At 60.1% G+C, this 12,575-nt stretch carries 10 protein-coding genes; 5 read left to right on the plus strand and 5 right to left on the minus strand.

The genetic code is table 11. The annotated features are described in order from the left end of the window. Nucleotides 1-69 precede the first annotated feature (69 nt). Both AB5Y53_RS18075 and fadE read right to left on the minus strand, forming a co-directional pair. On the minus strand, nt 70-1,587 hold the full coding sequence (locus tag AB5Y53_RS18075; RefSeq protein WP_039038835.1) for an HD domain-containing phosphohydrolase: 1,518 nt from the start codon (nt 1,585-1,587) through the stop codon (nt 70-72). Nucleotides 1,588-1,761: 174 nt separating this feature from the next. Beyond that, nucleotides 1,762-4,218: an acyl-CoA dehydrogenase FadE gene (gene fadE, locus AB5Y53_RS18080; RefSeq protein WP_323943529.1), complete on the minus strand. Its 2,457-nt coding sequence runs from the start codon at nt 4,216-4,218 to the stop codon at nt 1,762-1,764. Between the two features lie 252 nt (nt 4,219-4,470). Between fadE and lpcA the strand changes: the two genes are divergently transcribed. The 3 genes from lpcA (at nt 4,471) to AB5Y53_RS18095 (ending at nt 6,595) form a co-directional block, all read left to right on the plus strand. Next, nucleotides 4,471-5,049 carry a D-sedoheptulose 7-phosphate isomerase gene (lpcA, locus tag AB5Y53_RS18085; protein WP_049636345.1) on the plus strand — a complete coding sequence of 193 codons (579 nt, stop codon included), beginning with the start codon at nt 4,471-4,473 and terminating at the stop codon, nt 5,047-5,049. 112 nt (nt 5,050-5,161) lie between these two features. Next, nucleotides 5,162-5,959, plus strand: coding sequence for a class II glutamine amidotransferase (locus AB5Y53_RS18090; protein WP_043154215.1), 798 nt, complete (start codon nt 5,162-5,164; stop codon nt 5,957-5,959). 300 nt (nt 5,960-6,259) lie between these two features. Further along, entirely contained in the window at nt 6,260-6,595 is a 336-nt protein-coding gene (locus AB5Y53_RS18095) for an Hpt domain-containing protein (RefSeq protein WP_368182767.1), read from the plus strand. A gap of 12 nt (nt 6,596-6,607) precedes the next feature. Here the strand turns inward: AB5Y53_RS18095 and yvcK are convergent, their stop codons facing one another. Then, entirely contained in the window at nt 6,608-7,531 is a 924-nt protein-coding gene (gene yvcK, locus AB5Y53_RS18100; protein WP_029314269.1) for a uridine diphosphate-N-acetylglucosamine-binding protein YvcK, read from the minus strand. A 113-nt stretch (nt 7,532-7,644) separates the two neighbouring features. Between yvcK and AB5Y53_RS18105 the strand changes: the two genes are divergently transcribed. Both AB5Y53_RS18105 and AB5Y53_RS18110 read left to right on the plus strand, forming a co-directional pair. After that, complete coding sequence (locus AB5Y53_RS18105) at nt 7,645-8,826, plus strand: FIST signal transduction protein (protein ID WP_041215518.1); 1,182 nt, start codon at nt 7,645-7,647, stop codon at nt 8,824-8,826. Nucleotides 8,827-8,844: 18 nt separating this feature from the next. Further along, nucleotides 8,845-10,920, plus strand: a complete 2,076-nt coding sequence (locus tag AB5Y53_RS18110; RefSeq protein WP_368182769.1) for an ATP-binding protein — start codon at nt 8,845-8,847, stop codon at nt 10,918-10,920. A 272-nt stretch (nt 10,921-11,192) separates the two neighbouring features. Here AB5Y53_RS18110 and AB5Y53_RS18115 read toward each other — a convergent pair whose 3' ends face one another. Together AB5Y53_RS18115 and AB5Y53_RS18120 are read right to left on the minus strand one after the other, a co-directional pair. Beyond that, nucleotides 11,193-11,768 (minus strand): LON peptidase substrate-binding domain-containing protein, encoded by a 576-nt coding sequence (locus AB5Y53_RS18115; protein WP_368182770.1) that lies wholly within the window; start codon nt 11,766-11,768, stop codon nt 11,193-11,195. Nucleotides 11,769-12,070: 302 nt separating this feature from the next. Further along, the gene (locus AB5Y53_RS18120; RefSeq protein ID WP_039038868.1) at nt 12,071-12,496 is read right to left on the minus strand and encodes a globin domain-containing protein; all 426 of its coding nucleotides are present in this window, start codon (nt 12,494-12,496) and stop codon (nt 12,071-12,073) included. Nucleotides 12,497-12,575: the final 79 nt, after the last annotated feature.

A 12,575-nucleotide genomic window follows, 5' to 3' on the forward strand; every position in this document is an offset into this window, starting at 1 on the left:
GCACATTGCAAAGAAACCGCCCAATGGGCGGCTTCTTCATGGTGGCAAGTGGACGGGGTGAACCCGATATCAGTGAGCGCCGATATAGATGTCTTTGTACTGCTCGCGAATATCGAGGAACTTCTCCAGATTGGCCAGCATCAGGTCCACCAGGAGGGGGTCGAAGTGCTCTCCTTTCTCCTCCTTGATCAGCGCCAGCACCTGATCCAGCGGCCAGGCCTGCTTGTAGCAACGATCCGAGCCCAGGGCATCGAACACATCCGCCAGGGCGACGATGCGTCCTTCCAGCGGAATGTCCTCTCCCTTCAACCCGCGGGGATAGCCGCTGCCATTCCACTTCTCGTGATGGTTGCCCGCGATGGTGGCGCCTATCTGGAACAGGGCCAGATCACTGCCGGAGAGCATGTCCTGACCAAGCTGGGCGTGGGTTTTCATGATCTCCCACTCCTCGGGAGTGAGTTTGCCCGGTTTGTGCAAGATGGCGTCCGGGATCCCCACCTTGCCGATGTCGTGCAGGGGAGAGGCACGCTTGATGAGCTCGCACCTGTCCTCATTCATGCCGAGCAGCTTGCAGAACAGTTCGGTGTAGAGGGCCACCCGCTTGACGTGCAAGCCGGACTCTTTCGAGCGGCTCTCCACCAGTTCGCCGATGCGATAGATGATCTCTCGCTGGTTGTCACCGATCACCTCGTTGAGCCGGATATTCTCCAGCGCCACTATGATGTTTTCGGTGAACAGGCTGAGCAGCCCGGTATCCATCTGGCTGAGCGGGCGAGTGGTCTCGATGTGGAACAGCAGGTGATGACGGGCATTCTGGCAATAGAGCACCATCTGGTTGCCATCGTAGACATTGGCTCCCTTGGCCATGGCACAGCGCAGGATTTCCGGCGCATCGACGAGGCGCAGCATGGGACCATCGCTGAGCAGAGGCTCGAGCACCTGATCCCGCACCTCATACGCCAGGTGCTTCACATCGTAAATCTGGGACTCTTCCAGATTGAGCAGGGCGCTGAGCTGGGTCTGGGCTCCTTCGACGAACTGGCGCAGGGCACGCTGCTCGAAGATCCCCTTGGACGCCTCGATGACCTTCTCCAGCCCCTGTCGATTGCTCTCAAGGGTTCGGATGTCCCGGTAAGAACGCAGGCTGGCGCGCAACAGGGTGCGCAGTTTCTGGGAGGTAAGTTCGGTCTTGTCTTTGTAGTCGTTGATGTCGTAGTTGGTCACCACGTCATCTTCCGGGGCCTGGCCGGGCTGACCGGTTCGCAGTACGATGCGCACCATCTTGTTTTGCAGCTCGTCGCGCACGAACTTGACCACCTCGAGACCGGCATGATCGACCTCCATGACGACGTCGAGCAGCAGCAGGGCGACATCCGGGGTGAGGGCGAGCAAGGCTTTGGCTTCAGCCGCAGAGTAGGCGTGCAGAAAATCGATCGGCTTGCCGTCGAATTCAAACTTGTTCAGGGTGATTTTGGTGATGCGATGCACTTCGGGTTCATCGTCCACTATCATCACCTTCCAGCCGGCGGGACGCGGTGCTGATTGGGGAAGATCTTCATCATCAATAATCAGGATTTGATCATCCATTATGCAATCCTGTGTGTGATCCTGTGCTTACCTTAACCGCTTCATTCAATATAGGAAACGGATTGATATCCAAAATATGATCCAGTCGGTTTCTCTTTCTTCGTATCGGATGCCATCCACCAGCCCTTTCATGAAAAACGCCTCCACAAGGGAGGCGTTCTGGCATCAGAGGCATCAAGCTGCCCTGTGATAGGCGGAGGCTTCAAACAGTGCCTTGTTGGCCACCAGGTCGACGGGATCGAAGTCATCGACGTTGATGGTGCGAAGGCGACTCTCCTCGGCGCGCCGCAGCAGGTCCGCTTCGGCCTGGTTGATGACACCGAGGCTCAGGCCCGCCTCTGCCACCTTGTCGAGCTGGGTGAAGGGGCGTTTGCTCCCTTCGGCTTTGCACACCTTGTCAAACAGCGGCTCTGCGGTCAGCACATCGTCCAGCGCCTGTTCCAGCAGCCCGAAGGGGTTGCCCTCCTCGCGCGTCAGATATTGGCCCTCGGCCAGACGGCTGCGAGTGGCACTTGGCACCTGGAGCAGGCGGGCCACCTGGCTGTCGAGCTTGTCGGAGGGTCGCTTCAGGTCGCGACCAAGGGGCAGCACGATGGCGCGCAGGGCCAGACCAATCCAGCGATTCGGGAAGTTGCGCAGCAACTCGTCGATCGCTTCCTGAGCCTTGAACAGGGCGTCTTGCAGTGCCCAGTGCAGCAGCGGCAGGTCGGCCTGCTGGCGTCCTTCATCCTGATAGCGCTTGAGGGCGCTGGAGGCCAGATAGAGCTGGCTCAGCACATCGCCAAGGCGGGCAGAGACCCGCTCTTTGCGCTTGAGCTCGCCACCCAGGGTGCCCATCGCCATGTCTGACAGGAAGGCAAGGTTGGCGGAGAGGCGAGAGAGCTGCTGATAGTAGCCCTTGGTCTGATCCTTGTAGGGCGCGGCGGCGAAGCGGGCACCGGTCAGCCCCAGCCAGAAGCTGCGCACCAGGTTGCTGATGGCAAAGCCCACGTGGTTGAACATCGCCTTGTCGAAATCTTTCAGCGCCTGCTCTTTGTCGGGGTGGCTGGCGGCCAGCATCTCCGGCAACACGTAGGGGTGGCAACGGATGGCTCCCTGACCGTAAATGATCATGCTGCGGGTCAGGATATTGGCTCCTTCGACGGTCACGGCGATGGGCGCCCCCTGATAGCCACGGGCCAGATAGTTGTTCGGCCCCATGCAGATGGCCTTGCCGCCATGGATGTCCATGGCATCGATGATGCACTTCTGGGCGCGGTCGGTGAGGTGGTACTTGACGATGGCGGAGATGACCGAGGGTTTTTCACCGAGATCGATGCCGGTGACCGTCAGTTTGGCGGCGGCGCCCATGATGTAGGCGTTGCCACCCAGGCGTGCCAGCGGCTCTTCAATCCCTTCCATCTTGCCAATCGGCAGCTTGAACTGGCGACGGATGCGGCTGTAGGCTCCGGTGGCCAGGGCCAGCATCTTGACGCCGCCCGTGCTGTTGGAGGGCAGGGTGATGCCGCGGCCGACGGAGAGACACTCCACCAGCATGCGCCAGCCCTGACCGGCCATGGCCGGACCGCCGATGATGAAGTCGAGCGGTACAAACACGTCCTTGCCGCGGGTCGGGCCGTTCTGGAACGGCACGTTGAGCGGGAAGTGGCGGCGACCGATGTCGACTCCCTTGATGTGGGTCGGAATGAGGGCGCAGGTGATGCCGAGCTCTTCTTCCTCACCCAGCAGGTGGTCAGGGTCACGCAGCTTGAAGGCGAGGCCGAGTACGGTGGCGATAGGAGCCAGGGTAATGTAGCGCTTGTTCCAGGTCAGGCGCATACCGAGCACCTCTTCCCCTTCCCACTCGCCTTTGCAGACGATGCCGAAGTCGGGAATCGAGCCCGCATCAGAACCTGCTTCCGGGCTGGTCAGGGCGAAACAGGGGATCTCCTTGCCGACGGCCAGACGGGGCAGGTAGTAATCCTTCTGCTCGTCAGTACCGTAGTGTTGCAGCAACTCACCCGGCCCTAAGGAGTTGGGAACGCCGACGGTAGAGGCGAGCACGGCGCTGGCGCCGCACAGCTTTTGCAGCACGCAGGACTGGGCGTAGGCGGAGAACTCCAGCCCGCCATATTTCTTCTTGATGATCATGGCGAAGAACTTGTTGTCCTTCAGGTATTGCCACACCTCGGGGGAGAGATCGGCACGTTCGTGGGTCACTTCCCAGTCGTTGACCATGCGGCACACTTCTTCAACCGGGCCGTCCATGAAGGCCTGCTCCTCGGCGCTGAGGGTGCTCACCGGAATGGCGTGCAGCTTCTTCCAGTCCGGGTTGCCGGCAAACAGATCCGCTTCCCACCAGGTCGTCCCCGCTTCGATGGCTTCCTTCTCGGTTCGGGACATCTCCGGCATGATGGACTTGTAGATCTTGAACAGCGGCTTGGTCAGCTGGTTGCGGCGAAACTCCACCAGATTGAGGGGCAGGGCTATCACCGCGAACAGCGCCCACACCAACAGGGGCACATGGCCATAGAAGGTGCCGGCGACCAGGGCGGCGGCCGTGGCAAGCGTGGCGGTGAACAGGGACGCACGGCGATAGGCCATGGCGCCGATCACCAGGATCACCCCGAGCAGAGTGAGGGTCGTCGTCATTGTTTGCTCCTTGCATGAATTGCCGAGGTTGGGAAATTGGCGTTAACTGATCCAGAGGTCTGACCTGTTGGATATGGCCCCTGTTGTAATTCATACGCACAAACTTATCAAGCTGTTTACAAGCCTGTTACCTTAGCTCTGTGATCGGCATAACGCGCTGCCCGCCCCATCTTGGCGGGCGGGGGGCGACGATTGGACTGGCTTGTGCGACAATGCCGCCACCCTATGTTGGACGACGAGATTTCAAAAACCATGTACCAAGAACTGATCCGCAACGAGTTGACCGAAGCTGCCAGCGTGCTTCAGGCGTTCCTGGCAGATGAGCAAAATCTGAAAAACATCGAGGCGGCGGCCAAGCTGCTCGCCGACTCCTTCAAGCAGGAAGGCAAGGTACTCTCCTGCGGCAACGGCGGCTCCCACTGCGATGCCATGCACTTTGCCGAGGAGCTGACCGGTCGGTACCGCGAGAACCGCCCAGGCTATGCCGGCATCGCCATCTCCGATCCCAGCCACCTCTCCTGCGTCTCCAACGACTTTGGCTATGACTATGTCTTCTCTCGCTATGTGGAGGCCGTCGGCCGTCGTGGTGACGTGCTGCTCGGCATCTCCACCAGCGGCAACTCCGGCAACATCCTCAAAGCCATCGAGGCGGCCCATGCCAAAGGGATGAAGGTGATTGCCCTGACCGGCAAGGACGGCGGCAAGATGGCTGGTCTGGCCGATGTGGAGATCCGTGTGCCGCACTTCGGTTATGCCGACCGCATCCAGGAAGTGCACATCAAGGTGATCCACATCCTGATCCAGCTGGTTGAAAAAGAGATGGCCAAGTAATCAACGATCCGGGATTGAGAGGGGGTGATGGGCGACCATCCCGGCCCTCTCGTCCAGCCGTGACGGTTGATTGACGAAACCAGAGTCAAGATATTCAGGGAGTGGATGGTATATGTGCGAACTGCTCGGCATGAGTGCCAATGTGCCGACCGACATCTGCTTCAGCTTTACCGGGCTGATGCTGCGGGGAGGCAAGACAGGTCCCCACAAGGATGGCTGGGGGATCACCTTCTATGAGGGGCGGGGTTTTCGCACCTTCAAGGATCCCGAACCCAGTGCCCAGTCTCCCATCGCCAAGCTGGTCCAGGCACTGCCCATCAAGAGCCGTGCCGTGGTCAGCCATATCCGGCAGGCGAACCGGGGGTGTGTCTCCCTGGAAAACACCCACCCCTTTACCCGCGAACTGTGGGGCCGTTACTGGACCTTTGCCCACAATGGCCAGTTGACCGGTTACAAGAAGCTGCCGACCGGGCGCCACCGTCCGGTCGGCGACACCGACAGCGAGCACGCCTTCTGCTGGCTGCTCGACAGGCTGGAGCACAAGTACCCCAAACGGCCGGCAAATTTCCCCGCTATGTTCCGTTACCTCGCGACCCTGTGCGACGAGCTGCGCGGGCTCGGGGTGTTCAACATGCTGCTGTCGGACGGAGAGTTCGTGATGACCTATTGCAGCAACAACCTTTACTGGTTGACGCGCAGGGCTCCCTTTGGCGAAGCCCGTCTGCTGGATGAGGATGTGGCCATCGACTTTCAGAGTGAAACCACGCCGAACGATGTGGTGACCCTGATCGCCACCCGGCCGCTCACCGGCAACGAGAATTGGGTGAAGATGGTGCCCGGGGAGTTCTGCCTGTTCAGGCTGGGTGAGCTGGAATATGGCAATGCAGCCAACTTGTTGAACCAGAAATAAAAAATACCAGGGTAGATGTCTACCCTGGTTCTTCGCAGCAGCCATACAGGCAAAAAGGGATGAGAGAGGTGTTGCTGAGCCGCATCATTCTCATGGGTTGTATTGTTACTTTAATGTTAATTTTGTGACAACCTTTATCTCTCTCCATTCTGGCTGACATACCGATAACTTGAAGCTGCTCACATTCTGGTGTCCCAAGAGCATCCGGAGCGATACGGGCATGCCCGAAGGGCGGGTGACAGCGGGGCTGTGGGTCCGCTATATTGTGGTCTGTTTGAATACCATCATAGGGAAGAGAAGATGGAGTGGCTGGATCAGAAAGTGCTGCGACAACTGGCAGATGATATCGGTCACGAGATGATGCCGGTCGTCATCTCGGTGTTTGTCGAAGAGGTAGGCGAGCAGTTGTCCCAATTAAGACCGCTTTTTGAGCAGCGGGACTGGTCAGCCCTGGCGCGTGTTGCCCACAGCATGAAATCGTCCTGTGGCAGCTATGGCGCCAAACCCAGCTATCAGCAGGTGATGGGTCTGGAGTCCGCCTGTCGCCGGGAAGATGAGCAAGAGGCCGGCAGACTGCTGGCTGAGCTGGAGTACTCCCTGCCCCAGGTCTTCACCCATCTGGCCCAGTTTCACTGATCCAGAAGGGCATCAGCCCGCCATGTCGCGCTCGCCAAGCCTGCTCAGGATCACGGTGTCGAGTGCCAGCCGCAGCTTGAGGCGGTCGTGGCGGTGGGGGAGGGCCGCTTCACCCAGCTCGGCCCGAACGAGGCAGTGCTGCAGCTCGGGTACCTGGGGGCCCTCGGGAGCCAGAATGGCATCGATCCGGCCGCTGCCTATCCGCTCTTCCAGCCAACGATGTTGACTGGACAGTGACAACTGGCCTGCCGGACCCTCTTCGTCCACCAGATTGCTGATGAACACGACGATGGCGCGGCTGCTGCGTATCGCCTCCGCAATCTCACGCAGCAGCAGAGGAGGCATGATGGAGGTGAGGAAGCTGCCCGGCCCCAGGATGATCATGTCGGCCTGGCTCAGCGCCTCGACCGCTTCGCGCGTGGCGGGTACGACCGGTTTCAGGCTCAGGGCCCGTGGCGGTGTGGTGAGCTGATCGATGGAGACCTCTCCCAGGATCTGATCGCCACAGACGGTGTGGGCGCACAGATCGGTGGGATGCTCGGACATGGGCAGCAGATTGGGTTCAATTTCCAGCATGTCGCTGATGAGCCGGATGGCATCCAGGGGGCGCACGCAGAGGTTGTCGAGGGCCAGCAGCATCAGGTTGCCGAGGTTGTGGCCCGCGAGCTCGCCGCGGCCGGTAAAGCGGTGCTCGAACAGCTGGCTACCGATGCTGGGGGTGGTCACCAACTGGTTGAGGCAGTTGCGCAGATCCCCCCAGGCGATGCACTCCTGGCTTTTGCGCAGGCGTCCGGTGGAGCCGCCATCATCCGTGGTGGTGACGATGCCCGTCAGCCGGGATCCCAAGAACGACAGGGAAGAGAGCACCCGGCCCATACCGTGCCCGCCGCCGATGGCGACAACCCGGTCGAAGTCATTGATATTTTTCTGCCACATGCAGTGATCCCGTGGGAGGCCAGTGAGCACCATTCTAGTCTCCATGGCCAGGTAATTGTTTGATAAGGGTATGATTTTTGCTTGATGCCAGCATCCCGTACCCCTAGGAGACGATGTTGAACTTCCTGACGGCTCACTCGCTTGCCGAGACGACCCCACTGGCCGCCCAACAAGTTACAGAGCGGTTGCATGCCCAGTCATCCCATGTTCCATCGCTGTTGCTGGTCTATTTTACCCAAGCACACGAGGCGGCGGAACTGCGCCGTGCGCTCAAGGCACGTTTTCCCGATACCCGACTGATCGGTTGCAGCTCCTGCGGCGGCATCCTGACCCAGGATGGCCATCATGGTCGGCATGGCTGGAGCCTGTCGGTCGCCGCCCTTTATGATGACAAGGGGGCCTATGGCGTGGCTGGCCAGATGGGGGATCAACCGGATGTGCGGGCATTGCTGCGCCGCGCCATCGCCGATGGTGGCCGACCGGGAGAGCTGCCGCAGCTCGTGTTGCTGCACACCAGCCCGGGGCTGGAGGAGGCTGTGCTCGCGGGGATCGACGCCGAGTTTGGCGCGACCGTTCCCGTCGTCGGCGGGTCGGCGGCAGACGACGGCGTGGCCGGGCAGTGGCAGCTGTGCTGGGACGAAGGGGAGGGATCACAAGGGTGCGTGTTGGCGGTGCTTTACCCCGACTGCCAACTGGCGTTCCAGTTTCACTCAGGCTATGTACCCACCGAGTGTCGCGGCATCATTACCGGGATAGACGGGCGGGAGGTGCTGACCATCGATCACGAGCCGGCGGCCCGGGTCTATGGTCGCTGGACCGAGCGTGCGACGCCCTGGCCGGTGGGCCCCATCCTCAGGGAGACGACGCTCTCGCCACTGGCCCGTCAGGTCGGCATGCTCGATGACCTGCCCTACTACAAGCTCTCCCATCCCGAGGCGGTGACGGCGCGGGAGGGGCTGCGCCTCTTTACCGAAACCCGACTGGGAGAGCGGCTGCTGCTCATGTACAGCAGCCAGGAAGGGTTGTTGCAGCGCAGCCTGAATGCGGTGAATATCGAGCCTGAATATGGCATGGCGAGCAATATGCGCCCCTTTGGCGCCCTGGTGGTGTTTTGTGCCGGTTGTCGGCTGGCACTGGGGGACAGGCTGGGGGACATCGTCAGTCAATTCAGTCAGAGGCTGGGTGAGATCCCCTTCATCACGCCCTTTACATTCGGTGAACAGGGACGATTACCCCATGGTGAGCTGGCACACGGCAACCTCATGGTGTCGAGCGTAATCTTCCTCGAGAGCTGACACTGTGCTGGATTCAAGATGATAGGCAATAGCGAACTCGAAACCCTGGGCGACAAACTGCAAACCACGCTGGTGGAGCTGATGCGTTGCCGGGAGCGGGAGGCCAGATATCGGGAGGAGTCCCAAGCCCTGCTGTGCGGGGTGGCGACCCTGGCACAGGCCCAGAGTCTGGAGCAGGTACTGGAGAGCCTCATTCTTGCTCTCAAGCCCTTTATCGGATTCGAACAGGCGGACGTGGTCGCCTGGGAGTCCGTGGGGGGCAGCACCCATCTGAGCACCCAGCCGGACGAGGTGGGCCGGACCTGGTCGCTGACACCGCTCTTCTCCAGGGCCATCGAGGGGGAGACCCTGGTCATCTATGATCCCGCCCAACTGCCTGAGCTGGCGCCGCTGGCGGGGGCGCCGGGCTGGGCCAGCGTCATGATGACAGGCTTGCAGGGACCGGGGTTTTCCGGTGTGCTCATCTGCCGGCACAGCGTGGCGGGCACCTTCGATCTCAAGAGCAAGGCGGCGATGCAGCGTTGTCGCCCGCTCATCTCCCAGGCCCTGGTCAACATCGCCTATCGGGCCCGCCTGCAAGAACAGGTTGACCTCAAGACCCTGGCCCTGCAGGCCAGCGAACAGCGTTTTCGCAGTTTTGCCGCCATGGCCTCCGACTGGTTCTGGGAGACCGATCCCCAGCACAGGCTCAGCTATGTCTCTGCACCTGGCTATCAGGGGGAAGTGCTGGCCCGCCAGACGGGGAGAAGCCTCTATGATTTTGCTCACGACAAGCAGGACTCGGCTTGGAGCCACTACCGGCACCTGATCGCCCACCATCTGCCGGTGCGGGGAATGCGGGCCCAGGTGATGCTGGCGGGCGGGCCTTGCTGGATGGAGATCAATGCGGAGCCTTGCCATGATGCCGGTGGCCGCTTCCTCGGCTATCGGGGCACGGCGCGGGAGATAGGCAGCCAGATCCGCCGCGAGCAGGAGCTGGCGCGGGCGCGGGACGATGCCGAGACGGCCAACCGTGCCAAATCCCAGTTCCTCGCCATGATGACCCACGAGATCCGCTCTCCCATGAACGCCGTGCTGGGGATGCTGGATCTGCTGCAGCACGGCCGGCTCGACACTCCGCAACAGACCCTCATCGGCCATGCCACCCACTCTGCGCATCTGTTGCAGACCATCATCGACGACGTGCTCGATTTCTCGAAAATAGAGTCACATACCCTGACCCTGCACTGTGAACCCTTTCAGCCAGCCGAGCTGTGCCGTGCCCTGGTGGAGCCCTTGCAGGCACAGGCCAGTGCCAAGGGCATCACACTGCACTGGCATCTGGATGAGACGCTCCCTGAACGCCTCCAAGGGGATGCCGTCCGCCTCTCCCAGGTGATAGGCAACCTGCTTGGCAATGCCGTGAAGTTCACCTCCGTCGGCAGCGTGCGTCTGGCGTTGACCTGGGAGGAGGAAAAGCTGGGGGTCATGGTCAGCGACACGGGGATCGGCATCTCCGCCGAGGATCAGGCGTTGCTGTTCGAACCCTTCTATCAGGTCGACAGTTCGGCAACCCGCCGCTTCTCCGGCTCGGGGCTCGGACTGGCCATCTGCAGGCGGCTGGTGCAGTTGATGGGGGGAGACATTTGCGTGCAGAGCACGCCTGGGCTGGGAAGCTGCTTCTGGTTCGAGCTGCCCGGGATGGCCTCTCCCTGTGCTCCGGCAGCCGCCCCCGGCAGTGAAGAGTGCGCCAGACTGGAGCTGGATGTGCTGGTGGTGGAAGACAGTCCGGTCAATCAACTGGTTGTATCCCTGATGCTGCAGAAGCTGGTGTGCAGGGTGAGGCTGGCAGGCAATGGGCTGGAGGCCCTGGCACAGGTGGCGAAGCAGCAGCCGGACCTTGTCCTGATGGATATGCGGATGCCGCAGATGGATGGGCTGGAGGCGACCCGGCGCCTGCGGGACATGGGGTGCGAGGTGCCCATTGTCGCGTTGACGGCCAATGCCATGATGGAGGACAGGGCCCGCTGCCTTGCCCAGGGCATGAACGATTTTCTGGCCAAACCCATCAGTCTTGCCAGGCTGCGAAGCTGCCTGCTCCGCCATTGCAGGTGATGCCGGCCGATTTTGGGTAAAAAAAATGGTCAACCTGGTGGTTGACCAATTCTTCAGCAAATACTGAAGAGAGCACGGGATAAATCGGGTTGTACGGTTTTATATGAAAAAGTCGTGCCAACTTTTCAAAACCTGTTATTTGCGGCCTGTAGCTGAGTTGTGTGTTATTTATCGCTACCGTGATTGCAAAATGCAATTATCATTTTTTCATTATAAGAATGCAGTGCCGAAAATTCGCGTTTTGCAAACCAACCGTTGACTCACTCTTTGACTCACTGTGCGATCAGTCGACGCAAGAACTGGCGCGCCGCTTCACTGTTCTGTTTGGCAATCAACATCTGTTTTTCATAGATCGGCATGGGCAGGATCTCGAGCCAGCGTTGGCAGAGCCAGGCTGCATCGCCGAACTGCTTGTCCGGGTAGAGCTCATCCAGTTCCGGGTATTGTGCAAAGACCTCTCTCAATCGGCTGACCAGCTGGTTGTCGCTGACATCAGAATCCGCACTCGGCCAGTTGGGCAACGGCTCGACCTGGGCGTGTCTGAGGCCTGCGCTATCCGTTTCCATCTCGTGGATGCAGAAGCGTTCAAGGCCGAGCACGGTGACCCCGAGCAAACCGTCGTTGAGGGTATAAAAATCAGTCACCTTGACGCGGGTTCCGACCGGGAGAATCCGTCCGCAGGTACCCGTGCTGGTGGTCTCTTCCATCACGATGCCAAAACCCCGATCCTCGAGGAAGGACTCCTTGAGCATCTGCAGGTGGCGCGGCTCGAACAGGCGAAGGGGGAGCTTGCCGCCGGGCAGAATGTGGGACGGCAAGGGGAACAGTGCCAGTTGTTGAAGTTTCATGTTCCATCCTCCTAATCAGTCATTGCTGAATGTGACAATGCAGTGACCGTGCCAGAGAGAGGTGGCGTGGCGAAGGGGTGAGTCATTTCCCGTGGATATTTTTAATATCCATTTAAAATCAATCTATTGTGATTTGATGTCGCGAATGCAGGCAAGGCAGTGCGAAAGGGATTCAGGTGAGGTGTTAGGGCGCCGAACATACCCCGTGTGCAGAATGAGTCTATTTTCGCATATTGCAAATTTGATTCATGCAAAATGCCTGTTACAGACCCATTGAGCGATTGGGGGCAAAGGCCAGGGGATCAGGTGGTGAATTCGGTGTGCTGTGTCATGCCGTCCAGCATCAGGGCGGCTATTTCGTCATACATCTGCGACCAGGCCTGTGCCAGTGCCGGGGTAAAACCACTGCCGAGACGCCGTGCCAGTACCTGGGTCAGCGCCTGTTTGAGCAGCGCAAACTGGTGGGGTTGAACGTTGAATCGCTGGTGACGCCTGCCGAGATCGCGAATGATGAAACCCAGTGCATCCAGCTGGGAGAGGCTGGTGATGACGGTGTTCAGGGTGTCCGACACCTTGGCAACGGGCAGCTCCTGATGTGGGGGAAAGAGGGCCCTGAGTTCGGGGGACAATCTGAACAGCTCTTCATACACCTCCTGGACATAGCTGTTGTTCAGGGCGCTCACCCTGCCCCAGGCTTTCTGGACCAGCTCTATCTGCTCAAAGGTCATGTCGATGTTTCCTTCCCGTGCAATGTCATGAAAATAATAATCCATCTACTCAATAGAGCACCGGGTTCCGCGCCATTTG

Origin of the sequence: Aeromonas sp. R7-5 (genome assembly GCF_040908015.1) — a bacterium.
In the GTDB taxonomy this organism is placed as follows: domain Bacteria; phylum Pseudomonadota; class Gammaproteobacteria; order Enterobacterales; family Aeromonadaceae; genus Aeromonas; species Aeromonas caviae.